Consider the following 25,566-nt stretch of genomic DNA (forward strand, 5'->3'; position numbering starts at 1 on the left):
ACGCGGAATGACGCCACATTAAGGCGCAATTGGGAAAATGCCGGGCTTCGGCTTTGGCTGGCGACCAAGGCGCCGTGCGTCCCTCAGCACGGGCAATGGCACGCTTGGGAATTTCATACTTAGCGCACGATCTTTCCTAAAACCGATTACACTTTTCGGGATCGTGCGCTAGGACCAGTCGGCATGACTGACGCAAGTGAAAATCGCGTTTCAAGTGAGGATGGCAAGGTCGCCGTGGTGATCGTTGCGGCTGGCCGCGGCGCGCGCGCCGGACAGGCCAATGGGCCGAAGCAATATCAACATATTGGCGGCTATGCCGTCATCGCACACACGCTGGAAATTTTTCTGTCCCACCCGAGAACCAGCGAGGTCGTCGTCGCCATCCATGCCGACGACCACGAGCTGTTCCGGGAGGCGGCGGGTGCCAACGCCGAACGGGTCATCCTCGTCATGGGCGGGGCGACAAGGCAGGCATCGGTCCGACTGGGACTGCTTGCGCTGAGAAGCCACGCGCCGGGGCGAGTCCTGATCCACGATGCCGTCCGTCCATTCGTCGACGCGGACCTGATCGATCGCACGATCGCTGCCATTGGCGAGCGCGAGGGGGCGTTGCCTGCCCTGCCCGTTGCCGACACGCTGAAGCGTGAGTCGGCCTCTGGCGTGGTTGGCGAAACCGTTTCCCGCAGCGGACTTCACACGGCGCAAACGCCACAGGGCTTTCCATTCTGGCCGATTCTTGCCGCGCACGAGAAAGCCCATCATCTTGGAAGACTGGATTTCACCGACGACGCCGCGATCGCCGAATGGGCGAATATTCCGGTCAACATCGTTCCAGGCTCCCCTGATAACGTCAAACTCACCTGGGCAAGGGATATTGCGATGGCGGACCAGCGGCTCTCCGGCGAACGCGTGCGCTTTCCCGACATCCGTACCGGCAATGGTTACGACGTGCATGCGTTCGAACCCGGCGACCATGTCACCCTGTGCGGCGTCGCCATTGCGCACGACAAGAAACTGTCCGGCCATTCCGACGCCGATGTCGGCCTGCACGCGTTGACCGATGCGCTGCTGGCGACCTGCGGCGCCGGCGACATCGGCACGCATTTTCCGCCGACCGACCCGCAGTGGAAAGGCGCTGCGTCCCGGATATTCGTCGAGCACGCGGCAAGGCTGGTGCGCGAGCGCGGCGGACGCATCGCCAATGCCGACATCACGCTGATCTGCGAGGCGCCGCGTGTCGGCCCGCATCGTGATGCGATGACCGCAGCCCTGTCGCGGATGCTGGCAATTTCACCGGACCGCATCTCGATCAAGGCGACAACCAACGAGAAGCTCGGCTTTATCGGGCGCGAGGAAGGCATAGCGGCGATCGCAACCGCCAGCGTGGTGTTTCCAGGCGAGGTGCCGGAATGAGTAGCAGCGAGCTGGCAAATGCCTTGCTGCAAGCCTGCCAGAAGCGCGGCATCATGCTGGCAACGGCGGAAAGCTGCACCGGCGGCATGATCATCGCCGCGTTGACCGACATCGCCGGCTCCTCCGCCGTCGTCGAGCGCGGCTTCATCACCTATTCCAACGAAGCCAAGATCGACATGCTCGGCGTCTCCGCCACCACGCTTGAGACGTACGGCGCGGTTTCGCGCGAGACGGCGATTGAAATGGCGAAAGGCGCGCTAGACCGTTCGCGCGCCGGGCTTACTCTGGCGGTCACCGGCATTGCCGGGCCCGGCGGCGGTTCCACGGAAAAACCGGTCGGCCTGGTCTGGTTCTGTGTCGGGCTGGGCGGTCAGGCCGTGACCGTCGAACGCAAGATATTTGCCGACAAAGGTCGCGATTTCATCCGCCGCGAAACGGTCCGGCACGCGTTGGAACTGGGTCTGCGCGCGCTTGGCCAGAGTCAGGCCGAAGGTGCTGCACCGTAGATGACGTCGGCGCGCTTCTCGAAAGCCTCGGCGAACATGCGGAAAGCACGGTCGAACATGGTTCCCATCACGGCGCCCAGAATGCGGCTCTTGAACTCGTAGTCGATGAAGAAGCGGACCGTGCAGCCGGCGCCGCCGTCGGGCTCGAAACGCCAGACATTGCTCAGATATTTGAACGGGCCATCGATGTATTTCACGTCGATGGTGTTCTCGTCGGGCTTCAACAGCACCTGCGTCGTGAAGGTTTCGCGGATCGCCTTGTAGCCGATGGTCATGTCGGCGAGGAGAACCGTGCGCCCGTCACGCTCCTTGCGCGAGCGAACCGTCAGCGCCTCGCAAAGCGGCAGGAATTGCGGATAGGATTCTACATCGGCGACCAGCGCGAACATCTGGTCCGGCGTATGGGATACGCGGCGGGTGGCTTCAAACTTTGGCACGAAACCGGCTCCAAAGCCCGTCGCGGCGACGCAGATTCATGCGACGCGCTTTGGATTCGTTGTTTTTATGCATGTCGTTCTCCCAAAACCGAGGTCACTTTGGGCGACATGCACTAAAGCGATTTCCTGAGAGCCGCTTCCCGGGCGGCGCGCAGCCGGGCGAAATCGTCGCCGGCATGATGCGACGAGCGCGTCAGCGGGCTTGACGCCACCAGCAGGAAACCCTTGGTCCGGCCGATCGTCTCGAACGATTTGAACTCCTCCGGCGTGACGAAGCGGATCACCGGATGATGCTTCTTCGACGGCTGCAGATACTGGCCAATGGTCATGAAGTCGACATTGGCCGAACGCAGATCGTCCATCAGTTGCAGGATTTCGTTCCGCTCCTCGCCGAGACCCACCATGATGCCGGACTTGGTGAAGATCGACGGGTCGAGTTCCTTGACCCGCTGCAACAGCCTGATCGAATGGAAGTAGCGGGCGCCCGGACGAACCGTCAGGTAGTTCGACGGCACGGTTTCGAGATTGTGGTTGAAGACGTCGGGCTTGGCCGCCACGACGATCTCCAGCGCGCCATCCTTGCGCAGGAAGTCGGGCGTCAGGATTTCGATCGTCGTCGACGGCGTCGCGGCCCTGATGGCGCGGATGACCTCGGCGAAATGCCGCGCACCGCCATCGGCGAGATCGTCACGGTCGACCGAGGTGATCACGACATGCGTCAGCCCCATCTGCTTGACGGCGTGCGCGACGCGGGCCGGCTCATCGGGATCGAGTGCTGTCGGAATTCCGGTGGCGACGTTGCAGAAGGCACAGGCGCGCGTGCAGATTTCGCCCATGATCATGAAGGTGGCGTGCTTCTTCTCCCAGCACTCGCCGATGTTGGGGCAGCCGGCTTCTTCGCAGACTGTCACCAGCTTGTTCGACTTCACGATTTCGCGCGTTTCGGCATAGCCCTTCGACATCGGCGCCTTGACGCGGATCCAGTCCGGCTTGCGCAGCACGTCCTGGTCCGGCTTGTGCGCCTTTTCCGGATGCCGCAAGCGCGGAGCGTTGGCAATCGTATCGAGGACAGTGACCATCGGGAAACCTGGTTCGTTCGCGATCGCCTGTCGGGCGTTCGCTGTCATGACGTCATCTAAGACTTTTCAGCCCAAAGAAAAAGGCCGCGGCGGTGCATGCCGCAACAGCCTTTTTCGCATAGCAGATATTCAGCGGGGTTAACGGCGCACCAGGCGCCCTGCCCAGATCAGCAGGCAGGCACCGATAAAGCCGGTGATCAGGTAGGCAGTCCAGCCGACGCCGAACGGACCGAGATTGAGTGCCTGCAGAATGGCGTTCAGTACGATCGCGCCGACGATACCCAAAATAATGTTCATGAAGATGCCGGTGTTGCTCTTCATGACCATCTCGGCAAACCAACCCGCCAGCCCGCCGATGATGATGGCTGCGATCCAGCCCACGCCATTCACGTCCATACGTCCTCTCCTTGCACGAGTGAAAATGCATCCGGAAACGAACTGCTTTGCCGTCGAGATCCCGCAGCTTGAGCGATTGAGTCTCGTGCGGCCAATCTATCATGCGTTCAGCGCGCGACCATAGGCGTCGAGCACGCTTTCCTTCATCATTTCCGACAGCGTCGGGTGGGGGAAGATGGTGTGCATCAACTCTTCCTCGGTCGTTTCGAGGTTCATCGCCACGACAAAGCCCTGGATCAGCTCGGTCACTTCGGCGCCGACCATATGCGCACCAAGCAACTGACCGGTCTTCTTGTCGAAGATGGTCTTGATGAACCCCTGGTCCTCGCCGAGCGCGATGGCCTTGCCATTGGCGGCGAACTGAAAGCGTCCGACGCGGATGTCCTTGCCCTCGGCCTTGGCCTTCGCTTCCGTCAGGCCGACGGAGGCGACCTGCGGATTGCAATAGGTGCAGCCTGGAATCTTGAGCTTGTCGGTGGCATGCACGCCAGGGAAATTGGCAATCTTTTCAACGCACACCACGCCCTCATGCTCGGCCTTGTGGGCAAGCATCGGCGGGCCGGCGACATCGCCGATGGCATAGATGCCGGGCACATTGGTGTTGCCGTAACCGTCGATGACGATGCAGCCGCGCTCGGTCTTCACGCCGAGCGCCTCAAGGCCAAGATTCTCGATGTTGCCCTGCACGCCAACCGCCGAGATCATGCGGTCGGCGGTGATCTTCTCGACCTTGCCGTCCTTCATCTCGACATGCGCGGTGACCGAGTTGGCACCCTTCTCGACCTTGGTCACCTTGGCTTCTAGGATGATCTTCATGCCTTGCTTCTCGAACTGCTTTTGCGCGAATTTCGAGACTTCGGCGTCCTCGACCGGCATCACTGCAGGCAACAGTTCGACGACTGTCACATCGGCACCCATGGTGCGGTAGAACGAGGCGAATTCAATGCCGATGGCGCCGGAGCCCATGACCAGCAGCGACTTCGGCATCTCCTTCGGCACCATGGCCTCAAAATAGGTCCAGATCAGCTTGCCGTCGGGCTCGATGCCGGGCAGCGCACGTGGCCGGGCGCCGGTGGCCAGGATGATGTGCTTGGCGCCATAGGTGCCCTCAGCCTTGACGCCTTTCGGCATCGGCGGCTGCGGCTCCATCGGCTTCTTGGCCGTCTTGGACACGACGATCTCACCCAATTTGTCGCCTGAAGGAGCCTTGGACAGCTTGGCCTCGCCCCAGATGACGTCGACCTTGTTCTTCTTCATCAGGAAGGCTACGCCGCCATTGAGCCGCAGCGACACTTTCCGCGATCGGTCGACCACGGCCGACGTGTCGACGCTGACCTTGCCGTCTAGCTTCAGTCCGTAATCCTTCAGATGATCCGAATAATGCATGATCTCGGCCGAGCGCAGGAGCGCCTTGGTCGGTATGCAGCCCCAATTTAGGCAGATGCCGCCGAGATGCTCGCGCTCGATGATCGCCGTCTTGAAACCGAGCTGGGCGGAACGCACCGCCGTGACATAGCCGCCGGGGCCGGAGCCGATGATGATGACGTCATAGTTCTCAGCCACGGTTTTCTCCTTGATTCACAGTTCCAGCATGACGCGCACGAGCGGCGTCAGTGCCTTGCCGATGTTCCGCGTGTTTTCTGCATCGAGGTGGACGCCGTCGAGCGGGGTGGTTTGCGCCACGGTGCCAGCGTCGAAGAAGCCGCAACCGGCCTCATCGGCAAGGGCAGCGTAGAGCGGCGCCAGCCGGGTCGAAGCGTCGTCACCGCCGGCAAACATTTCCTTGAATTCGGCATTGTCGGTGCGGCTGACCACAGGCGGCGAAACGATCAGGATCTGCGGCGCCGACCAGTCGAATGGATAGTCGTGGCCGCGCACGATGTCGATCAGCCGCTGGATGCCTTGCTTGGCCGCTACCGGGTTGCCATGGATCCATGGCTTCATGTCGTTGGCGCCGAGCATGAAGACGATAAGATCAATCGGCGCATGCGTTGTCAGGACCGTTGGCAGCAGCCTGGCGCCGTTGCGATCGGCACCGGCCAGATGATCGTCGAAAGCCGTGGTGCGGCCATTGAGGCCTTCGGCAACGACTTCGGCGGCATCGCCGAGCCCCGCCTGCAGCACGCTTGGCCAGCGGTCTTCAAGCGGGTGGCGGCCACCTTCGGCGTTGTAGCCCCAGGTCAGCGAGTCGCCGTAGCAAAGAACCGTCTTCATGCGCTCACCTGTGCGTTAATCAAACCGCGTCTCAACCGCCAGCGCACGAACAGCCAATCACGAAGGCGGAAAGGCCGGTGAAGACTATCCGCACCGCCCTCTCCCTTCCTAGACAAGCATGCCCATCGGGTTCTCGATCAATCGCTTGAACGCGACCAGCAATTCGGCACCCAGCGCACCGTCGACGGCACGATGGTCGGTCGATAGCGTCACCGACATCACGGTGGCGATTTTGATCTCGCCGTTCTTGACCACTGCCCGCTCCTCGCCGGCGCCGACCGCCAGGATGGTTGCGTGCGGCGGGTTGATGACGGCGGCAAAGTCCTTGATGCCGAACATGCCGAGATTGGACACCGCCGTGGTGCCGCCCTGGTACTCTTCCGNGAGGCATTGGCATCCGGCACCGCCTTCAGCGCCATCGCCATCGCCTTGATGACCATGTCGTTGACCGACAGCTTGTAGGCAGGAGCGTCACCCTTGTCGGTCTTCTTCACCGGCGCTGCCGCATTGATCTGCGTACGCAGAGCCAGCAGTGCATCGAGTTCGCAGTCGAGCGTCAGGTAGAAATGCGGGATGGTGGTCTTGGCCTCGACCAGACGCCGGGCGATGGTCTTGCGCATGTTGTCATGCGGGACGAGTTCGTAGGAGCCCTGCTCGAACAGCTTCAGCACCTGATCGTCCGACATCGCTTTCACCGCAGGGGCAGCAGCCGGCGCGCCGGCGGGCGCGGCCTTGGCGGCAGGCGCCTTGGCACCGCCACCGGCAATCGCCGCGTCGACATCGGCCTTGACCACGCGGCCATGGGGGCCGGTGCCCGTCACGGCAGACACGTCGACGCCGGCATCCCTGGCGATGCGGCGTGCGAGCGGCGAGGCGAAGGTACGCTCGCCAGTTGCATGGCCGTTGGCAACCGGAGCCGACTCTGCCTTGGGGGCGGTTGCAGCAGGCTCGGCCTTTGGTGTCCCGGCCTTCGGTGCTTCAGCCTTGGGAGCCTCTGCTTTCGGCGCCTCCGCTTTCGCTGGTTCGGCAGCTCCACCGTTCTTCGCAGCAGCCGCTGCGTCCTCGCCTTCGGCGGCGAGGACGGCAATCAGCGCATTGACTTTCACGCCTTCGGTGCCGGCGGGAACGACGAGCTTTGCAACGGTGCCTTCATCGACGGCCTCGACTTCCATCGTCGCCTTGTCGGTCTCGATCTCGGCTATGACATCGCCCGGCGAAACCTTGTCGCCTTCCTTGACGAGCCATTTGGAGAGATTGCCCTCTTCCATCGTGGGCGACAGGGCCGGCATGGTGATGTTGATTGGCATTTTGTCCTCCCGCCCGATTCAGCGATACGTGACGGCTTTGACCGCCTCGATGACCTCGCCGACATTCGGCAAAGCCAGCTTTTCGAGGTTGGCCGCATAGGGCATCGGCACATCCTTGCCGGCAATGGTGATCACCGGAGCGTCGAGGAAGTCGAAGGCGCGCTGCGACACCTGGTTGGCGATATGGTCGCCGACCGAACTCTGCGGGTAGCCTTCCTCCACCACAACCAACCGGTTGGTCTTCTTGACCGAGGCGATGATGGTGTCGAGGTCGAGCGGCCGGATGGTCCTGAGATCGATGATCTCGACGTCGATGCCCAGGCCGCGCAGTTCGGCCTCTGCCTTCAACGCATAGGTCATGCCGATGCCGAAAGAGACGATAGTGACGTCCTTGCCAGTCTTGTGGATGCGCGCCTTGCCGATCGGCAACACGAAATCGTCCAGCTTAGGGACGTCGAAGGACTGCCCGTAAAGGATTTCGTTCTCGAGGAAGATAATCGGGTTCGGGTCGCGGATCGCCGCCTTGAGCAAGCCCTTGGCGTCGGCGGCGGTGTAAGGCATCACCACTTTCAGGCCTGGAATGTGGCTGTACCAAGCGGCGTAGCACTGCGAGTGCTGGGCAGCGACCCTGGCAGCAGCGCCGTTCGGTCCACGGAACACGATCGGCGCGCCCATCTGGCCGCCCGACATATAGAGCGTCTTGGCGGCGGAGTTGATGATCTGGTCGATCGCCTGCATGGCGAAGTTGAAGGTCATGAACTCGACGATCGGCTTCAGGCCGGCCATCGCCGCACCGACGCCGACGCCGGCAAAGCCGTGCTCGGTGATCGGTGTGTCGACGACACGGCGTGGTCCGAATTCCTGCAGCAGGCCTTGCGTGATCTTGTAGGCGCCTTGGTACTCGGCGACCTCCTCGCCCATGACAAAAACATCGGCGTCGCGGCGCATTTCCTCGGCCATCGCATCGCGCAGTGCTTCGCGCACCGTGGTGGAGACCATTTCCGTGCCGGCGGGAATATCCGGATCGGCGGCGATCTCGGTCTTCGGAGCGGCAGCGACCGGTGCGGCGGCGGGCTTTGCGGCCTCCGCCTTGTCCTTGGCGACTGGAGCCTCGGCTTTATCAGGCGCTTCCGCCTTGGCGGGAGCCGCGGACTTGCCGATATCTCCGGCGCTTTCGCCATCCTGCAGCAGCACTGCGATCGGGGTGTTGACCTTGACGCCTTCGGTGCCGGCGGCAATCAGGATCTTGCCCAGCGTGCCTTCGTCAACGGCTTCGACTTCCATCGTCGCCTTGTCAGTCTCGATCTCGGCGATGACGTCGCCGGCGACGACCTTGTCGCCCTCGTTCTTCAACCACTTGGAAAGATTGCCCTCTTCCATGGTCGGCGAGAGAGCGGGCATGAGAATTTCTATCGGCATGTCCTTGCCCTCCCGTTACAATACAATGTCGGTCCAGAGCTCGGACGGATCCGGCTCCGCGTCGTGCTGGGCAAATTCGGCGGCATCCGCAACGATGTCGCGAACCTCCTTGTCGATGGCCTTCAGCTCATCCTCGGTCGCCCACTTCTTCTCGGTCAACCGCGCCTTGACCTGCTCGATCGGGTCATGGTCCGAGCGCATCTTCTGCACCTCTTCCTTGGAGCGGTATTTCGCCGGGTCGGACATCGAGTGACCGCGGTAGCGGTAGGTCTGCATTTCGAGAATGATCGGCCCGTTGCCGGCGCGACACCATTCCGTCGCCTGATCGCCCGCTGCCTTCACGGCGCGCACATCCATGCCGTCGACCTGGATGCCTGGAATCTTGAAGGAGGCGCCGCGATGCGAAAAATTGGTTTCCGCCGAGGAGCGCGAAACCGAGGTGCCCATGGCGTAGCGATTGTTCTCGATGATGTAGATCACCGGCAGCTTCCACAGCGAGGCCATGTTGAAGCTTTCATAGACCTGGCCCTGATTGGCCGCACCGTCGCCGAAATAGGTCAGCGAGACATTGTTGTTGTCGCGGTAGCGGTTGGCGAAGGCCAGCCCGGTGCCGAGCGACACCTGCGCGCCGACGATGCCGTGGCCACCGTAAAAATGCTTTTCCTTGGAGAACATGTGCATGGAGCCGCCCTTGCCCCGTGACAGGCCGCCGCGACGTCCGGTCAGCTCGGCCATGACGCCGCGTGGCGACAGTTCCATAGCCAGCATGTGGCCATGGTCGCGATAGGCGGTGATCATCTGATCGCCGTCGATAAGCGCCATCTTCATGCCGGTCACGACCGCTTCCTGGCCGATGTAGAGGTGGCAGAAGCCGCCAATGAAACCCATGCCGTAAAGCTGGCCGGCCTTTTCCTCGAAACGACGGATGAGCAGCATGTGTCGGTAGGCGGCGAGCTCTTCGTCCTTGGTGAATTCGGAAGGCTTGGGAGCCGAAAGCCCCGATTTACCGTCGGATTTGGATTTGGCAGGCGCTTTTCTGGCGGCGGTAGCCATGCATCACTCCCTATTGGCGTCTCTTTGTGGACATTTGAGCAAGATGAAATCTGCCCCGGGGAGATCAGCTCCTCCCCACCGATTTGCGGGAGGCTAACACGCGTCAGCGCGTTGCGCCATGCCGAAATTGCATAGCTGGCATGCGCCTAAGCGATTAAAATCATTGAAAATATTGGCGATTAACTCAATATCGGTTATTTCCCTGAGGCCGGCAACATGATGGTGATTTCATCAGCCTGGGACAAATTGAGCGCCTTGCGCGCCTGCTCGTCGAGCATGTCCTTCTCAAGCGTGCCTTCATGCATGAGCCGAACACGCCGCTCGAGTTCCATCCGACGCGCTTTGATCGCATCGAGCTGGCTTTGCAGCGCAACCGTTTGGGCTTCCAGCTGGTATTTCGAGTTGATGCCGAATTCGCCATGATAGGCATGAAAGCCGAAATAGGCCAGGAACGCCGCGCAGAGCGAGGGGATGATCAGCCGGCCGGTGTTTCTCTGCTTGTGCTGACGCGTCCACATCGCTCGAATCCTCGCAGCCGCGAACTCAGGCGGCTCAGGATCTTTTCGCCCGATTGTGCTTAACGGACGGTTACGGATGACGGGCTTAGCGACCGCCGAAATGAAAAAGGGCAGGAATGCCCCGCCCTTTCATCCAATATACAGGGATTCCAGGTGTTCGGGATCAGCCCTTGACTACCGACTTGCCGGCATAGCTTGCCTGCTTGCCAAGCTGTTCCTCGATGCGGATCAGCTGGTTGTATTTGGCCATGCGGTCCGAGCGCGACAGCGAGCCGGTCTTGATCTGTCCGCAATTGGTGGCAACGGCGAGATCGGCGATCGTCGAATCCTCGGTTTCGCCCGAACGGTGCGACATGACGGCGGTGTAGCCGGCCTTGTGCGCGGTCTCGACGGCGTCGAGCGTTTCCGTCAGCGAGCCGATCTGATTGACCTTGACCAGGATCGAATTGGCAACACCCATGCGGATGCCGTCGCGCAGCCGTGCGGTGTTGGTGACGAACAAATCGTCGCCGACCAGCTGGGTCTTCTTGCCGATCAGGTCGGTGAGGTACTTCCAGCCTTCCCAGTCGTCCTCGGCCAGGCCATCCTCGATCGAGATGATAGGATAGTCGGCGGCGAGCTTGGCCAGGTATTTGGCCTGGGCCTTGGGGTCGCGCGTCTTCTTCTCGCCTTCATAGACATAATTGCTGTCCTTGAAGAACTCGGTCGCGGCGCAATCGAGACCGAGCGCAATCTCTTCGCCTGGCTTGAAGCCGGCCTGCTCGATCGATTCCATGATGAAATCGAGCGCCACTGGCGCACTCTTCAGGTTCGGGGCAAAGCCGCCCTCGTCGCCGACATTGGTGTTGTGACCGGCGTCCTTCAGCTTCTTGCGCAGCGTGTGGAATATCTCCGATCCCCAGCGAACACCTTCGCGCAGCGTCGGCGCGCCGATCGGCAGGATCATGAATTCCTGAAAGTCGATCGGATTGTCGGCATGGGCGCCACCATTGATGATGTTCATCATCGGCACCGGCAGGACATGCGCCTTGGTGCCGCCGACATAGCGGTAGAGCGGCAGGCCAGCGGCTTCGGCCGCTGCCTTGGCCACCGCCAGCGACACGCCGAGAATGGCATTGGCGCCGAGGCGGCTCTTGTTGGGCGTGCCGTCAAGCTCGATCATGGTCTGGTCGATATGGATCTGGTTTTCGGCTTCCATGCCGCCGATCGCCTCGAACAGCTCGCCGTTGACCGCTTCAACGGCCTTGAGCACGCCCTTGCCGAGATAGCGGGCGCCGCCGTCACGCAGTTCGACGGCCTCGTGAGCGCCGGTCGAAGCGCCCGATGGCACCGCCGCGCGGCCCATCGAGCCGTCTTCGAGAATGACATCGACCTCGACGGTCGGATTTCCACGGCTGTCCAGGATTTCACGCCCGACAATGTCGACGATGGCGGTCATTGCAATGTCCTCGATTGATCTGAAGAAGCGTCGCGCCCGTCTTAGCCAAAGTGCTGCAAAAGGCAATCGGCCGGCGCGCAATTTTTGGGCGACATGCACCACGATTCACGAAGCGCAAATCGCTGTCATCATAAGTCATGTGCGGCAGGGCCGCTTCCGGCTATGGTGCGGGTGCGCGGGGCGAAACAGGAGGAGTTTCGCCATGTCTCAGTTGAGTGGTATCGTGTGTCTGTTCCTGATCGCGGCTGCGTTCCTGACGTCGTGCGACAACCAGCAGTCGCCGCCCAAGGCGATGGCCCCCTTGCAGATCAGCAAATAGCTGCTGCATCAAACAAAATGGCCCCGTCGAGACGGGGCCATTTTGTTTGAGCCGTCAATGCCAGTAGGGCGTGACCTTGTAGTAGTCGTAGGATGCGTCGCGAGCGATCTCGCCATCCGCGCCGGCCAGTTCATTGATCGAATAGGCAGGTGCGGCCTTCAACTGCTCCTTGGAGAACGGTACGACATAGCCGCCCTTGTCCTCGTCATAGTCGAGGCTCGCCCACGGTATCGCGTGATACTTCTCGCCGATGCCGAGGAAGCCGCCAAAACCGATCACCGCGAACATGATGCCGTTCGACATCTTGTCGAGCATGACGTCCTGAATGGTGCCGATACTTCTGCCTTCGGTGTTGTAGACCGACGTGCCGATGACTCGCGAAGCCGCGATAGCTTCGGTGTGGCCAGTCTGGGTTGTCATGGTCTTGCTCCTCATTGTCGTTGAACTCTGCTTGGACAATGAGGGCTGCGGGCGAAGGTTCCCGACTTTTTCGGCGGCCGCCGGTCACTCCGCGAGGATGAAAGTGACCTTCATGTTAACGCGATAGGCGGTGATCTTGCCGTCCTGGACGACGATCTTCTGATCCTGGATCCAAGCACCTTCGACGTTCTTCAGGGTTTTCGATGCTCGCGCAATCCCCTGTTCGATGGCGTCTTGAAAGCTCTTCTTCGACGACGACGTGATTTCGGTGACGCGGGCGACGGACATGGCTTCCTCCTGCCAAAGCGCTCATTTGCCAGGCAAAGCGTACAGCCGGCCCATGCCTTCCACAAGCGCCGGCAGTCGGAGAGGATGCGTCTGGCTTAGTGACCCTTGGCGATGCGATCGAATGCCATCAGCCGTTCGAGCAGGGCCGGCATGTCCTTCAGCGGCAGCATGTTCGGGCCGTCGGATGAGGTCGAATTGTCCGGATCCTGGTGGGTTTCGATGAACACGCCGGCAACGCCGACAGCGACGGCGGCGCGGGCCAGAGTCTCGACAAAGCGGCGCTCGCCGCCCGAGGAACCACCCTGCCCGCCCGGCTGCTGTACCGAATGCGTGGCGTCGAAGATCACCGGCGCGCCGATCTCGGCCATGACAGGCAAAGCGCGCATGTCGGACACCAGCGTATTGTAGCCGAAGGAAGCGCCGCGCTCGGTGGTCAGCACATTGGCATTGCCGGAACCGGTGATCTTGGCGACGACGTTCTTCATGTCCCAAGGGGCTAGGAACTGTCCCTTCTTCACGTTGATGACCTTGCCGGTCCTGGCGGCGGCGACCAGCATGTCGGTCTGGCGTGACAGGAAAGCCGGAATTTGCAGGACGTCGACATGCGGCGCGACGATGGCGCACTGCTCCTCTGTGTGGACATCGGTCAGCACGGAAAGCGAAAATTCCTTGCGCAGTTCGTCGAAAACGGGAAGGGCTGCATCCATGCCGGCACCCCGCGTCGCCGACAGCGAGGTGCGGTTGGCCTTGTCGTAGCTGGTCTTGTAGACGAGGCCTATGCCGAGCTTGCCGGTCAGCTCCTTCAGCGCGCCGGCCATGTCGAAGGCATGCTGGCGCGATTCAAACTGGCAAGGGCCGGCTATCAGCGACAAAGCCGCGTTGTTGTCGAACACGACATTGCCGACGGTTACCGACGAATTGGGCGCCAGGGGTTTGCTCATGGGATCTCCCGGAAGACGAAGGCCGCGCCCTGTCCGGGTGCAGGCTGCACGACGATATCATGGCCGGCTATATCGTGTTGGATGGAATTGGCTGCAAGCAGCCTCGATGTCACATCGGCGCTCCGGACCGAAAAGACGACCGCGGCGAAGCGAAGGTTCGTCGGCCGGCCGGCAGGCAGGCCGTAACGCGCGGTGAAAGATGCTGGGTCGAGCACGCTCAAACCTGCATTCGGCAAGTGAAATGCGCCGCCCTGGCCATCGGCGGTCGGATCGCCCACCGCCACCGAAATCAATCCATGCTGTTCGGCAGGTTGATCGCTGACCGCCACGATCTCGACAATTCCAGTGGCGCCGTTGGCGTGCGCCTGCGAAGCTGAACGGTCCACATCAGGCGCGTTGACCCGCTCGCAGGCAAACAGGAAGGCGTCCGTGGCCTTGGCTCCCGCTGCAAAGGCGAGCTTGAACGATGCGATGTCGCTTTTCCCCGCCGAGTCCATGAAGGCGCGCGAAAAGCTCAGCATGTGTCCCGCCGAGATGCCGGCCGCGAGGTAGCGCGCATGGTCTTCATCCGCGTTGCCGGTACCCAGGACCACGGCGGAAAATCCCTCGCCGCCATGGTTGTTGCGATAGAGCCGGTCGCGCGCGACGAACACATTGCCATCGGCAATGGCTGTCGTCGCCACTTGTCCATCGCCAATTGCGAGCGGTTCGAGATAGGTGCCGTCGGCGAGGAACACACAACAGTTTTCGGTCCCGAAGGGATGTATCCCGGTCGGAGCAACAACGAAGCCGAGCGAGGTAAGCCGGGCGCGCGCCACATCAAGCTTCTGCGTGGGCAGCACCAGGTGATCGAGCGGATGGGTGCCGGCAGCTGTGTTTCGGGTCATGCAGGCGCGATGTGCATCATTCTGCAAGGCGGTTCAAGGCTTGATCGCAATCGCGGCCGGAGCGTAGTCTCGATCAGCTCCCGGCGATGACATCGGCCGAATAACGAAGTTCTCGCATTGGTTTGACCTTGCTGGTGGTCCGCGCATAGAGCGGGTGCGCCTTGTAGGCGGCCAGCGCGGCGGCATCGGCGAATTCCGCATAAACGACCACATCGACCTCGTCCGACAGTGGATCCACCTTGGTGTTCAGCGTCACTTCAAAGAGGCTGGAATGAGGAATGTCGCCGAGCGCAAGCAGGCCCGCGCGCACCGCCTCCACATCCTCTTTGCGCCGCGCGCTGAAGAAAACGATATGCCGGATCAACGCCGCCTCCTCGATCTAAATGCCGGAGGTCTTTTGTGACGGCATGACGGTGGCGTCAATCGACAAGGATGTCGCGGCTGCCGGTGATTCGCATGGACGCTAGATATTGCTGGTGACGGACCGCACGACGTGCGTGGCACCCCTCACCGTGGAGTCGAGATACCGGCCCTGATTGTATATGCCATCCCAGATCAGGAAAAACGCGACGGCGGCAATGACGGCTACATAACGCATGGCTAAATCTATCGCATAGGTCATGCCGCAGCCATAGTGTTTTTGGCGCGTTCGGCCTTTGCTGCGCAAAAAGTCAGATACACCGCCGACAAGCGCCAATCACTTGGCACAGCCCGGCTTGCAGCCTGCCTCTTGAAGTTCTCCCTCATGACGTGGAAGATTGCCGCAGGGGTTCACTGGGAAGCGCTGAAGCTCAGGCGAAAAAAGGGCGCGCGCTTTCGTTCGAAACCGCCGATCGCGGAACCGGTCAGCTACCGGGATCAGGCAACAGCGTTCGAACCTGGCGAATGAACCGCGAGAACCGGTGCTCGGCAATTTGCGCCGATACCGCGGAGGTCAGGGACGCGTGAGATGGCACACCAAGAACATCATGGCATTGCGTTGAGCGACGCGGTCAGGCTCGACGAATTCAATTTCGCCGAGATCGTCAAGGGTCTACCGGCCAAGGCGCGCATGGTGCTGTCGGCGGCGATGAACCTGCCGCGCGGTTCGCTAAAGGTCAGAATGCCCGACGGTCGCGCCGTCCTCGTCGGCGGCAAGGGACCCGGCCCGGACGCCGAACTGGTGCTCAAGAATTGGCGACTGCCCGGCCGCGCCTTTTCCGGCGGCACGATCGGCGTGGCCGAATCCTACATGGATGGTGATTGGGATAGCCCCGATGTGACCAGTTTCCTGGAGCTGTTCGTGATCAATTCGACCATCGGCGAGCGTATCGCGGGTGGCGCCAACTGGCTGATCAACACCGTCCAGCGCATTCGCCACTGGTTCAACCAGAACACACGCACCGGCTCGGCGCGCAACATCTCGGCGCATTACGACCTTGGCAACGCCTTCTATAAGCAATGGCTCGATCCGAGCATGACCTATTCCTCAGCACTCTACACGACCGGTGCCAACGACCTCGAAGGCGCCCAGGCCGCCAAATATCGCGCGCTGGCGAAGGACATAGGCATCGGCCCGAAGGACCACGTGCTGGAAATCGGCTGCGGTTGGGGTGGCTTCGCCGAATTCGCGGCGCGCGAGATCGGTTGTCGGGTGACCGGGCTGACGATCAGCCGCGAGCAGCATGACTTCGCTACGGCGCGCATCGCCAAGGCCGGGCTTGACGATAAGGTCGACATCAAGCTGCAGGATTATCGCGACGAAACCGGCACCTATGACCGCATTGCCTCGATCGAGATGTTCGAGGCCGTCGGCGAGAAATACTGGCCGGTGTTCTTCAGCAAGATGAAGGCATGCCTGAAGCCCGGCGGCACGGCAGGCCTGCAGATCATCACCATCAACGAAGCTTCCTACGACACCTATCGCGCCAGGCCGGATTTCATCCAGCGCTACGTGTTCCCAGGTGGCATGCTGCCTACGCCATCGATCCTGAAATCACTCGGCAAAGATCACGGTCTTGCCCATCTGCGCGAGCGCATCTTTCCGGACGACTACGCGCGCACGCTCGCCGAATGGCGTCTCAGGTTCTGGGCCTCATGGGAGAAGATCGTCCCGCTCGGCTTCGACGATCGCTTCAAGAAGCTCTGGGAGTTCTACTTGCATTATTGCGAGGCCGGATTCCGCGCCAGCTACATCGACGTGCGCCAGGTGGTCTACAAGGCGTAGGTCGACGCCGCCGTGACGGCATGGAATCGAGCTTCGAACAGCAGTGGTCAGAGCAGGATGCGGTATTTCGCGAAGCCTGCCTCGCCCTCGCCCGCCGCTTCGATCTTCAGCGATTTCACCTGCGCAATGAAATCCTTCGCCTTGGCGCCGGTTTCGAACACCACGCTGGTTCCAGGCATCGGCACGAACGACCAGTTATCGTCCGCAGACGGGTTGATCGTGCCCTCGCTGACGATGTAACGAACGATGACGTCGCGATTGGTGTCCGGCGCTTCGTAGATGATCTTCGAAGCATCGATGTCAGGGAAATTGCCACCGCCGCCGGCACGATAATTGTTGGTCGCGACGACGAATTTCTGTTTGGGATCAATTGGTTTTCTGTCGAACATCAAGTCGACGATACGATTGGCGCCAGCATTCGCCAGCCCGCCCTTGGCATCATATTTCGGCGGCTGCGACAGGTCTATCCTGTAGGTGACGCCATCGATGACGTCGAAGTTGTAGGACGGGAAGTCGGTGTTGATGAGGGCCTGGTCGGCTCTCCCTGGCTCGATCCGGTTGAAGATGCCGGCCGACATTTCCAGCCATTCCTTGACCTCAGCCCCGGTGATTTCGACCGCGCGCACGGTGTTGGGATAGAGATAGAGGTCGGCAACGTTCTTGATGGCGATGTCGCCTGCAGGCACGTCGGTATAGTAGTCGGCGCCGTTGCGTCCGCCGGCCTTGAAGGGAGCTGCGGCCGACAGCAGCGGCAGGTCCTTCCATTGCGTGTTCTTGAGAATATCCCTGAGATACCAGGTCTGCGCCTGGCTGACGACCTGCACCGACGGATCGTCGGCGACCAGCGCGAAATAGGAATAGAGCGGCGCGGAGGTCTTGCCGACCGGCCGACGCACATAGGCCAGCGTCGCCTGGTGGTCCTGTTCGAGTGCCGCGATGATGCGGTTGTCGTCCGGGACAGTCGGCTTGTTCTTGTTGTCGACGCGTTCGAAGATCGGCCGCGCCTCCGAGGTGGCTGAAACGACCTTCCATTTCGACCCGTCGCGCTCCAGCATCAGGTCGATCAGTCCCATATGCGAACCCCAGAAGCCACCCATGACGGCGGGCTTGCCCTGCAGCGTGCCTTTCTGCGTGTCGACGCCCTCAAGCGACTGGAAGTCCTTCTTGCCGGGGAACACCAGATGCTGGTGACCGGTGAACACCGCATCGATGCCGTCGACACCGGCGACGAAGAACGAGGCGTTCTCCATCATGTCGCCGTGCTTAACGTCGATGCCGGAATGCGAGAGCGCAATGACGATGTCGGCGCCCTCTTCCTTCATCTGCGGCACCCAGGCCTTGGCCGCCTCGACGATGTCGCGCGTCTTGACGCTGCCCTCCAGGTTCTTGAGATCCCAGACCATGATCTGCGGCGGCACGAAGCCGATGATGCCGATCCTGATCGGCTGTTCGGCACCTGAGCCGTCCTTGATCTTCTTGTCGAGGATGACATAGGGCTTCAGATAGAGCTTGTCGTCGCGCGGGTTCGCGGCAAGCTCGGTGCCGCGGATCAAATTGGCGCAGACGAATGGGAAGTTGGCACCGGCCAGAACCTTGTCCAGGAACGACAAGCCATAGTTGAACTCGTGATTGCCCAGCGTCGAGCACTCGTAGCCGAGCAGGTTCATGCCTTTCATGATCGGGTGCAGGTCGCCGTCCTTCAGCCCCTTCTCATAGGCGATGTAGTCGCCCATCGGATTGCCCTGCAGCAGGTCGCCATTGTCGATCAGCATCGAATTGCTGGCTTGCTTGCGCACCGCATCGATCAGGGAAGCCGTACGCGACAGGCCCAGCGTATCGTTCGCCTTGTCGGCGTAGTAGTCGTAAGGCAGCACGTTCACATGGATATCGGTGGTCTCCATGATCCGCAGATGCGCCTGATTGCCTTGAGCGCGAGCCGAGAACGGATGCAGCACGATCAACGCGCCTGTGGCGGCGGCACCCACAAGCAGATCACGGCGGGAGACGGGATGGAGCAGTTGCGACATGTTTTTTCCTTCGACGACGGGACGAGAGTCCGTTTGTTGCAGCATGATCTTTTCTCCGAAACCGGTCCCCTCTTTTCGGGATCATGCCTGCCTTGCCCCGAAGCGAACTTCGCCCTGAAACTCATGCGAGTCCATTCAAGAAGTCGCGCGGATCGAACATCAGTCGATCAGCAACAGATGACGAGCGGATGAATGGTCCGGGTGAAGAAATCAGCTCTTGTCGTCGTCGCCTTGCGTGATCAGTCGCGCGCTGCGCTGGCCCGTCGCGTAGATCCATAGCCAGCTCAACGAAACCGCAAGCCGGTTGCGAAAGCCGATCAGGAAATAGATGTGCGCGATCCCCCACAGCCACCAAGCCGCCCAGCCGGTCAGCTTGATCCAGCCGAAGTCGATCACGGCGGCACGCTTGCCGATCGTGGCGAGATCGCCGTCATGCCGGTAGCGGAACGGCCGCGGGCTGATGTCGCCGGCAAGCCGTGCCTTCAGCGTGGCGGCAACATGCCGACCCTGCTGTTTGGCGGCGGGCGCCACGCCGGGAACGGGCCGCCCGTCCGACCGCAGGACATGCGCGGCATCGCCGATGACGAAAATCTCCGGACTGCCAGGCACGCTCAAGTCAGGCTCGACCAGCACCCTGCCCGCCCGGTCCGCCGCCGCGCCGAGCCATTCGGCGGCCGGTGAAGCGGCAACACCTGCAGCCCACAGGATTGTCTTCGCAGCCAGACGTTTGTCGCCGAAAACGACGCCCTCGGCGTCGCAACGCGTAACAGCCCGACCGAGTTCGACCGTCACGCCGAGCCGCTCGAGCGCCTTCGATGCATAGTCGGAAAGCTTTGGTGCGAAATTGGCCAGAATCCGGTCGCCGGCCTCGATCAGCACCACGCGCGTCTGCCGTGTGTCGATGTTGCGGAACTCGCCGTGCAGCGTGTCATGCGCCAGTTCGACGATGGTGCCGGCAAGCTCAACGCCGGTCGGCCCGCCGCCGACGATCGCAATGGTCAGCAGAGCCTGGCGTTGGGCGGGATCGGCCTCCCGCTCGGCCTGCTCGAAAGCCAGAAGAATGCGCCGTCGAACAGTGGTGGCGTCCTCCAGTGTCTTCAGGCCAGGCGCGAAAGGCTCCCATTCGTCATGGCCGAAATAGGCATGGCGGGCACCGGTGGCGAGCAGCAGCGTGTCGTAGGCGACCGCGCTGCCATCTTCGAGCAGCACGCGTTTGCCGGCGCGATCGACGCCGACGACATTGGCTAACAACGTCGTCACGTTCTTGCGCTTGTGCAGCAGGTGGCGGACCGGCCAGGCAATCTCGGACGTCGCCAGCGCCGTGGTCGCCACTTGGTACAGCAGCGGCTGGAAGAGGTGATGGTTGCGTTTGTCGATCATGGTGATGCGCACCGGTGCACCGCCAAGCGCACGTGTGAATTCGAGACCGCCGAAACCCGCGCCAACGACGACGACATGATGGCTGGCTTGATTCATCTCAATTCACCCCAATGCATCCAACCCGATGTAGGTATTTTTGTGCACCGCAACAACGCTCCGTCCTTTGATGATTGCCTGGGAGTCGCCTTCGAATGTCGTGAATGCACATGTCGACGATCGTGGCCCGGTATAGCGTTCTTCAAAAAGCACCACGAGCTGAGGCATGGCCAATGATCAAGACGACGACGCTCCGACGCTGTATTCTTCGTCGCCCTGCTTCATGCATGAACTCGATCCGGAATTCCGTGTGCCTCTGAACGACTGGACTGATGTGAGACGCTGGCGCAAGACCGAGCGCGAACGCCTGATCGCGGCCCGCCTTGCCGTTTCGGCCGACGCGCGAACGGCAATGTCGCAGCGCATCGCCGAAGGTCTTGACGCGATCATCGGCGAGATCGCCGGCCGCATGGTCAGTCTCTACTGGCCGTTTCGCGGCGAGCCGGATTTACGGCCATGGATGGCGTCCATCAATGCGCGCGGCGGCCGCACCGCCCTGCCCATCGTTGTCGAGAAAGCGCATCCCCTGATCTTTCGCGCCTACAAGCCGGGCGACCGGCTGGAGAAAGGCGTCTGGAACATCCCGATCCCAGCCGAGGGCAATCCGGTGCTGCCGGACATCGTCATCTCGCCGATCGTCGGCATCGATCCCCAAAACTACCGCCTGGGCTATGGCGGCGGCTTCTTCGACCGCACGCTGGCCGCGATGCCGTTCAAGCCGCTGGTCATCGGCGTCGGCTACGAGTTGCAGCGCATCGCCACCATCTACCCGCAGCCGCACGATATCCCGATGGATCGGATCGTGATCGAGGCATTCAAGATCGGTTAGCTGCGTTGAGATTCAGGTCAGGCCGAGTCGAGAATGGCGGGTTCCGAGAACCGGAACGGAGCGGGCGTTTGAGTCCGTGAGTACCGGAAGCACAGGAAACTGCCGTTCGCAGGCCGGCATCACCTGAATATCGACACAGCTCAGGCCATTTCCGGCTTCATGCCCATCGCCGTCCGGTCAACGATTTCGCGTAGCGCAAATGACGAGTTGATCTTGGTCACATGCGGCATCGCCGACAGCCATTCCTTGTGGATGCGCTCATAGTCGACGAGATCCTTTGCCGCGATCCTGAGAATATAATCGTATTCGCCAGACATCAGATGGCAGGACAGCACGTTCGGGCAGCGCTTGATCGCCGCCTCGAAATCCGACAGCGTCTTCTCGAATTGTCCCGACAAGGATATGTGCACGATCGCCGTCATCTGGTGGCCAAGCGCCGCATTGGAAAGCCGGGCATGGTAGCCGCGGATGGTTCCGGATTTCTCCAGGTTGTCGAGCCGGCGCGAACAAGCCGACTGCGACAGGCCAACCTTCTCGGCGAGCGCAGCATTGGGTATCCGGCCATCCTTCTGCAAAGCCTCGAGAATGGCGATATCAATCCTGTCGAGCGGCATTTTTTCGTGAATCCTGCGAAAATATGGCTGTTTGGCGCAACAATTATCGAAACGCGCCCGCTGACGCAAGCGCATTCGCAAACACCTGCGCACCGATTCGTGGTTCACTCCACCAACACAGGGAAGGAGCCCAATAGGGCCGGATCAGGGAGAAGAAAAATGCGCGTCGGCTGCCCCAAGGAAATCAAGAACCACGAATATCGCGTCGGCCTCACACCCGGCTCGGTCCGCGAGTATGTCGCCCATGGCCACGAAGTGCTGGTCGAGACCGGCGCCGGAGCCGGCATCGGGGCCGATGACAACGCCTATCGCGCCGCCGGTGCCACGATTGCCAAGACGGCTGCCGACGTGTTTGCCAAGTCGGACATGATCGTCAAGGTCAAGGAGCCGCAGCCCACCGAATGGGCGCAGCTTCGCGAAGGCCAGATCCTGTACACCTATCTTCATCTTGCTCCGGATCCGGAGCAGACCAAGGGCCTGCTCGCCTCGGGCGTCACCGCGATCGCCTACGAAACCGTGACCGATGATCGTGGCGGCCTGCCGCTGCTGGCGCCGATGTCTGAAGTCGCCGGACGCCTGTCGATCCAGGCCGGCGCCACGGCGCTGCAGAAGGCCAATGGCGGCCGCGGCGTGCTGCTCGGCGGCGTGCCCGGCGTGCTGCCCGGCAAGGTTGCCGTGCTCGGCGGCGGCGTCGTCGGCCTGCACGCTGCCAGGATGGCGGCGGGGCTTGGCGCCGATGTCACCATCATCGACCGCTCGATCCCGCGCCTGCGCCAGCTTGACGACCTCTTCGCCGGCCGCGTCCACACCCGTTACTCGACCGTCGAAGCGCTCGAAGAAGAATGCTTTTCAGCCGATATCGTCGTCGGCGCCGTGCTGATCCCCGGTGCCGCGGCGCCGAAGCTGGTTTCGCGCGAAATGCTGTCAGGCATGAAGAAGGGCTCGGTGCTGGTCGACGTCGCCATCGATCAGGGCGGCTGCTTCGAGACCTCGCACGCCACCACCCATGCCGAGCCGACCTATGAGGTTGACGGCGTCATCCACTATTGCGTCGCCAACATGCCCGGCGCGGTGCCGGTCACCTCGGCCCATGCGCTCAACAACGCGACGCTGCACTATGGCCTGCAGCTTGCCGACAAGGGCCTGAAGGCGCTGGTCGACGATCACCATTTGCGCAACGGGCTCAATGTCCACAAGGGCAAGATCACAAACCGCGCTGTCGCCGAGGCTCTCGGCTACGAACTGGTCGAGCCGAAAGCCGTTCTGGCCGCCTGATTTCACAAAAAGACTGCTTCCTCCAGTCTCGCCCGCCGGTTCATACCGGCGGGTTTTTCTTTGGAGATACACGCAGGCAACAAAAAAGCGGAGCCAAAGCCCCGCTTCCTCGATATCGAGATTTGCCGCCGGTTCATCCGCGGTCGGCAAATCGATCGACAATCGCTTTTTATCGCGACTTTGCGACGGGAGTACGACGGTGTCTCCTGTCTGCAATCTCAGCGCCTCATGCGCGCTCGATGCGTCGGGGCTCTCGAGAACCTCGGGCAGCGCTTCGGTCTCGGTGGCGCGGTCGCATTCTTCGGCATGCAGGAAGATCGGCCCGGTTTCGGCATAGGGCTGAAGCTCCGCGAATGGCCGGTACGCCAGGACGAGGTAAGCGTCTCCAGCAGCGATGTTCTTCAGACAGTGCCGGCAAGGCACGCCGTCGCCGTCGGAGATCTTTCGCTCGGGCGTGTTGCCGTAAGCATCGGGACCGCCGCGCTGCAGGCCCCTGACATCGTCGGTCGGCAAGGCTTTGAACTGGATGGTCATGGTGAAACTCTCCGGTGTCGTTGACCGGAAATTATGCCGCCAACTCCGCGCTTCCCACCCGATTCCTGACAAGGTGCGGGACCGATCGATTCTCAGCAATCAGTCCTGCGACCAGTTCTGTTCGGATCCGGGTTTCGTCCATCCGGCATATTGCGCCGGCTAAATAAAATCGCCGGGTCAGCATATCTTCGTCTCTTCGGCCTCGGCCGCATTGATGGTGCGGACAACATGCTAAAACCGGCCCGAAGCGCCGACGAACGACGGGTCAGATTGCGGCTGGCGTCACGGCCGCATGACGCTGGCCGAACGCTCGGCGAAAGGCATCGGATGCACCGTCTCCTTCTTCTGCGCCACAGGTGCAAAGCCGAGCTTCTGATAAAGTGGCAGCGCCGCCGGATGATCGAGCGTGCAGGTCTGCACCGTCACTCGCTTCGGCCCATACGACCATGCGGCTGCGATCGCGGAGCCCAGGAACCAGCGACCGATGCCTTGCCCGGTTGCGTGTTCCATCATGCCGAAATAAGCGAGCTCGACTTCTTCCGGCAGATGCGGCTTGAGATCGAAGAAGCCGGCTGGCGCACCGTCGAGATAGAGCACCCTGATATCGCGATCCTCGCGGTGGATTCCGGCCGACAACTCATCGTCATTCAGCCTCAGAACATTCACCCACTGCCATTTGCGTCCCACCCGGTCCATGAGGTAGCGATAAAAATGCAAGGGAATGTCCCTGGTCTTCAGCAGCGCTACCTGGCGGTTGTAGGGTACCGGTGGCGAGACGGGCGGTGGGGCATGCATTTCGAGAAAAGTCACAGTGACCTCAATGTCCTGCAGCACGCCGTNGCACTCTGATGTCGCGATCCTCGCGGTGGATGCCGGCGGAAAGCTCGTCATCATCGAGCCTGAGAACATTGACCCAGTGCCATTTGCGCCCGACCCGGTCCATCAAATAGCGGTAGAAATGCAGCGGGATGTCTTTGGTCTTCAGCAGCGCAACCTGACGATTATAGGGCACAGGCGGCGTATAGGCCGGAGGCACATGCATTTCGAGGAACGTCACTGTGACCTCGATGTCTTCCAGCACGCCGTTTTCCATCGTCGTCATTCCTTGCCGGTCACGACGGGCGTGTCGGAAAGCCCACCCCACTCCGTCCATGAGCCGTCGTAAAGCCTGTTGTCGGTATGGCCAAGTGTTTCCAGCGCCAGCGTCACCACCGCTGCTGTAATACCGGAGCCGCATGAGGTGACGACAGGTTTCGACAGATCGATGCCGGCCTGCTCTATCACCTTGCGCAGCCGGTCCTTCGACAACAGCTCGCCATTTTCCGACAGCGCCGAATAGGGCAAATTTCGCGCGCCAGGCATATGACCGGAGCGGATGCCAGCGCGCGGTTCAGGCTCCGCACCAGTGAAGCGGCCCGCCCCACGGGCGTCGGCGATTTGGCTTTCTCCAGTGTCGACGATCCGGCGCATGTCGGCGAGGCTGGCGACGCGACCGGCGTCGAAATCGGCATGGAACACGCATGGCGCGATCTTCGTCGGTTCGGCCGTCACCGGTCGGCCGGCCGCCTTCCACCCATCGAAGCCGCCGTCCAGAATATAGGTCTGGAAGACGCCCATTACCCGGAACATCCACCATGCCCGAGGCGCGGAGAAGAAACCCGGGCCGTCATAGACGACGATGGTGTCGTCCGCCGAAACGCCCATGGCGCCGACATACTGGGCGAAGTCCTGCGGCGACGGCAACATGTGCGGCAGTGGCGAGTCCGGGTCGGAAACCGCGTCCTGATCCAGGAACCGCGCGCCCGGAATGTGCGCCGCATCGTATTCGCGGCGCGCATCGCGCTTTTGCGCTGGTAGATACCAGGACGCATCGACAATCGTCAGGCCCGGCTCGCCGAGACGTTGTTGCAGCCAGTCCGCATCGACGGTGAAAGGGCTGTCCTCGGCCATCTTTATCCTCCTTGTTTCGC

The 25,566-nt window shown here is 61.6% G+C and carries 27 protein-coding genes and 3 pseudogenes; 7 read left to right on the top strand and 23 right to left on the bottom strand.

The features are described 5' to 3' along the window. Positions 1 to 183 precede the first annotated feature (183 nt). Positions 184 to 1,413, top strand: a complete 1,230-nt coding sequence (locus X744_RS163010; RefSeq protein ID WP_023757919.1) for a bifunctional 2-C-methyl-D-erythritol 4-phosphate cytidylyltransferase/2-C-methyl-D-erythritol 2,4-cyclodiphosphate synthase — start codon at positions 184 to 186, stop codon at positions 1,411 to 1,413. Then, the gene (locus tag X744_RS163005) at positions 1,410 to 1,919 is read left to right on the top strand and encodes a CinA family protein (protein ID WP_023757920.1); all 510 of its coding nucleotides are present in this window, start codon (positions 1,410 to 1,412) and stop codon (positions 1,917 to 1,919) included. The genes X744_RS163010 and X744_RS163005 overlap by 4 nt, the downstream gene beginning before the upstream one ends. Here X744_RS163005 and X744_RS163000 read toward each other — a convergent pair. From X744_RS163000 to eno, 10 genes and pseudogenes are all read right to left on the bottom strand, one after another. After that, positions 1,895 to 2,356, bottom strand: a complete 462-nt coding sequence (locus X744_RS163000) for a type II toxin-antitoxin system RatA family toxin (protein ID WP_023757921.1) — start codon at positions 2,354 to 2,356, stop codon at positions 1,895 to 1,897. The genes X744_RS163005 and X744_RS163000 overlap by 25 nt on opposite strands. A gap of 113 nt (positions 2,357 to 2,469) precedes the next feature. Next, the gene (gene lipA / locus X744_RS162995) at positions 2,470 to 3,435 is read right to left on the bottom strand and encodes a lipoyl synthase (RefSeq protein ID WP_023757922.1); all 966 of its coding nucleotides are present in this window, start codon (positions 3,433 to 3,435) and stop codon (positions 2,470 to 2,472) included. 138 nt (positions 3,436 to 3,573) lie between these two features. Further along, entirely contained in the window at positions 3,574 to 3,831 is a 258-nt protein-coding gene (locus X744_RS162990) for a GlsB/YeaQ/YmgE family stress response membrane protein (RefSeq protein ID WP_023757923.1), read from the bottom strand. Between the two features lie 99 nt (positions 3,832 to 3,930). Further along, the gene (gene lpdA / locus X744_RS162985; protein ID WP_023757924.1) at positions 3,931 to 5,394 is read right to left on the bottom strand and encodes a dihydrolipoyl dehydrogenase; all 1,464 of its coding nucleotides are present in this window, start codon (positions 5,392 to 5,394) and stop codon (positions 3,931 to 3,933) included. Positions 5,395 to 5,409: 15 nt separating this feature from the next. After that, positions 5,410 to 6,045, bottom strand: coding sequence for an SGNH/GDSL hydrolase family protein (locus X744_RS162980; protein ID WP_023757925.1), 636 nt, complete (start codon positions 6,043 to 6,045; stop codon positions 5,410 to 5,412). Positions 6,046 to 6,182: 137 nt separating this feature from the next. Continuing rightward, positions 6,183 to 7,352, bottom strand: a pseudogene (locus X744_RS01000000169345) (biotin/lipoyl-containing protein). Positions 7,353 to 7,370: 18 nt separating this feature from the next. Beyond that, complete coding sequence (locus X744_RS162975; protein ID WP_023757926.1) at positions 7,371 to 8,771, bottom strand: pyruvate dehydrogenase complex E1 component subunit beta; 1,401 nt, start codon at positions 8,769 to 8,771, stop codon at positions 7,371 to 7,373. Between the two features lie 15 nt (positions 8,772 to 8,786). Beyond that, positions 8,787 to 9,824: a pyruvate dehydrogenase (acetyl-transferring) E1 component subunit alpha gene (pdhA, locus tag X744_RS162970; RefSeq protein ID WP_023757927.1), complete on the bottom strand. Its 1,038-nt coding sequence runs from the start codon at positions 9,822 to 9,824 to the stop codon at positions 8,787 to 8,789. Between the two features lie 194 nt (positions 9,825 to 10,018). Beyond that, complete coding sequence (locus X744_RS162965; RefSeq protein ID WP_023757928.1) at positions 10,019 to 10,342, bottom strand: septum formation initiator family protein; 324 nt, start codon at positions 10,340 to 10,342, stop codon at positions 10,019 to 10,021. Positions 10,343 to 10,505: 163 nt separating this feature from the next. Further along, positions 10,506 to 11,780 (bottom strand): phosphopyruvate hydratase, encoded by a 1,275-nt coding sequence (gene eno, locus X744_RS162960; protein WP_023757929.1) that lies wholly within the window; start codon positions 11,778 to 11,780, stop codon positions 10,506 to 10,508. Between eno and X744_RS1000000174370 the strand changes: the two genes are divergently transcribed. After that, positions 11,770 to 12,099, top strand: coding sequence for a hypothetical protein (locus X744_RS1000000174370; RefSeq protein WP_198032190.1), 330 nt, complete (start codon positions 11,770 to 11,772; stop codon positions 12,097 to 12,099). The two genes, eno and X744_RS1000000174370, sit on opposite strands and share 11 nt — an antisense overlap. Before the next feature lie 54 nt (positions 12,100 to 12,153). On the opposite strand, the gene X744_RS162955 is transcribed toward X744_RS1000000174370, so the two are convergent. The 6 genes from X744_RS162955 to X744_RS1000000175935 form a co-directional block, all read right to left on the bottom strand. Next, on the bottom strand, positions 12,154 to 12,519 hold the full coding sequence (locus X744_RS162955; protein WP_023757931.1) for a PRC-barrel domain-containing protein: 366 nt from the start codon (positions 12,517 to 12,519) through the stop codon (positions 12,154 to 12,156). A gap of 84 nt (positions 12,520 to 12,603) precedes the next feature. After that, entirely contained in the window at positions 12,604 to 12,807 is a 204-nt protein-coding gene (locus tag X744_RS162950) for a dodecin family protein (RefSeq protein WP_023757932.1), read from the bottom strand. A gap of 95 nt (positions 12,808 to 12,902) precedes the next feature. Next, positions 12,903 to 13,748, bottom strand: coding sequence for a 3-deoxy-8-phosphooctulonate synthase (gene kdsA / locus X744_RS162945; RefSeq protein WP_031259712.1), 846 nt, complete (start codon positions 13,746 to 13,748; stop codon positions 12,903 to 12,905). Beyond that, the gene (locus tag X744_RS162940) at positions 13,745 to 14,635 is read right to left on the bottom strand and encodes a VOC family protein (RefSeq protein WP_023757934.1); all 891 of its coding nucleotides are present in this window, start codon (positions 14,633 to 14,635) and stop codon (positions 13,745 to 13,747) included. The genes kdsA and X744_RS162940 overlap by 4 nt, the downstream gene beginning before the upstream one ends. Before the next feature lie 73 nt (positions 14,636 to 14,708). Then, a complete protein-coding gene (locus tag X744_RS162935; RefSeq protein ID WP_023757935.1) occupies positions 14,709 to 14,999 on the bottom strand; it encodes a Dabb family protein in 291 nt (96 codons plus the stop codon). A gap of 99 nt (positions 15,000 to 15,098) precedes the next feature. Further along, complete coding sequence (locus X744_RS1000000175935; RefSeq protein ID WP_023757936.1) at positions 15,099 to 15,233, bottom strand: hypothetical protein; 135 nt, start codon at positions 15,231 to 15,233, stop codon at positions 15,099 to 15,101. 42 nt (positions 15,234 to 15,275) lie between these two features. Here X744_RS1000000175935 and X744_RS162930 point away from each other — a divergent pair, with 42 nt between their 5' ends. Together X744_RS162930 and X744_RS162925 are read left to right on the top strand one after the other, a co-directional pair. Then, positions 15,276 to 15,524 (top strand): DUF1365 family protein, encoded by a 249-nt coding sequence (locus X744_RS162930; RefSeq protein WP_023757937.1) that lies wholly within the window; start codon positions 15,276 to 15,278, stop codon positions 15,522 to 15,524. Between the two features lie 60 nt (positions 15,525 to 15,584). Next, entirely contained in the window at positions 15,585 to 16,841 is a 1,257-nt protein-coding gene (locus X744_RS162925; protein ID WP_023757938.1) for a cyclopropane-fatty-acyl-phospholipid synthase family protein, read from the top strand. Positions 16,842 to 16,888: 47 nt separating this feature from the next. On the opposite strand, the gene X744_RS162920 is transcribed toward X744_RS162925, so the two are convergent. Continuing rightward, positions 16,889 to 18,868 carry a bifunctional 2',3'-cyclic-nucleotide 2'-phosphodiesterase/3'-nucleotidase gene (locus tag X744_RS162920; RefSeq protein WP_023757939.1) on the bottom strand — a complete coding sequence of 660 codons (1,980 nt, stop codon included), beginning with the start codon at positions 18,866 to 18,868 and terminating at the stop codon, positions 16,889 to 16,891. 210 nt (positions 18,869 to 19,078) lie between these two features. Further along, complete coding sequence (locus X744_RS162915; RefSeq protein ID WP_023757940.1) at positions 19,079 to 20,344, bottom strand: NAD(P)/FAD-dependent oxidoreductase; 1,266 nt, start codon at positions 20,342 to 20,344, stop codon at positions 19,079 to 19,081. A gap of 166 nt (positions 20,345 to 20,510) precedes the next feature. On the opposite strand from X744_RS162915, the gene X744_RS162910 reads away from it, so the two are divergent. Beyond that, on the top strand, positions 20,511 to 21,173 hold the full coding sequence (locus tag X744_RS162910) for a 5-formyltetrahydrofolate cyclo-ligase (protein ID WP_023757941.1): 663 nt from the start codon (positions 20,511 to 20,513) through the stop codon (positions 21,171 to 21,173). A 140-nt stretch (positions 21,174 to 21,313) separates the two neighbouring features. Here X744_RS162910 and X744_RS162905 read toward each other — a convergent pair whose 3' ends face one another. After that, a complete protein-coding gene (locus X744_RS162905; RefSeq protein ID WP_013531467.1) occupies positions 21,314 to 21,787 on the bottom strand; it encodes an Lrp/AsnC family transcriptional regulator in 474 nt (157 codons plus the stop codon). 159 nt (positions 21,788 to 21,946) lie between these two features. Between X744_RS162905 and ald the strand changes: the two genes are divergently transcribed. Further along, positions 21,947 to 23,062, top strand: a complete 1,116-nt coding sequence (gene ald / locus X744_RS162900) for an alanine dehydrogenase (protein ID WP_023757942.1) — start codon at positions 21,947 to 21,949, stop codon at positions 23,060 to 23,062. A gap of 243 nt (positions 23,063 to 23,305) precedes the next feature. Here the strand turns inward: ald and X744_RS1000000171620 are convergent. From X744_RS1000000171620 to sseA, 4 genes and pseudogenes are all read right to left on the bottom strand, one after another. Continuing rightward, positions 23,306 to 23,596, bottom strand: a pseudogene (locus X744_RS1000000171620) (DUF1203 domain-containing protein); the annotation flags it as partial. Between the two features lie 282 nt (positions 23,597 to 23,878). Further along, positions 23,879 to 24,391 carry a GNAT family N-acetyltransferase gene (locus X744_RS162890; protein WP_198032188.1) on the bottom strand — a complete coding sequence of 171 codons (513 nt, stop codon included), beginning with the start codon at positions 24,389 to 24,391 and terminating at the stop codon, positions 23,879 to 23,881. Positions 24,392 to 24,437: 46 nt separating this feature from the next. Then, positions 24,438 to 24,689, bottom strand: a pseudogene (locus X744_RS1000000176190) (GNAT family N-acetyltransferase); the annotation flags it as partial. Positions 24,690 to 24,694: 5 nt separating this feature from the next. Beyond that, complete coding sequence (gene sseA, locus X744_RS162880; protein WP_023757946.1) at positions 24,695 to 25,546, bottom strand: 3-mercaptopyruvate sulfurtransferase; 852 nt, start codon at positions 25,544 to 25,546, stop codon at positions 24,695 to 24,697. Between the last annotated feature and the right edge of the window lie 20 nt (positions 25,547 to 25,566).

Source organism: Mesorhizobium sp. LNHC252B00, assembly GCF_000502955.1.
Classification (GTDB): Bacteria; Pseudomonadota; Alphaproteobacteria; order Rhizobiales; family Rhizobiaceae; genus Mesorhizobium.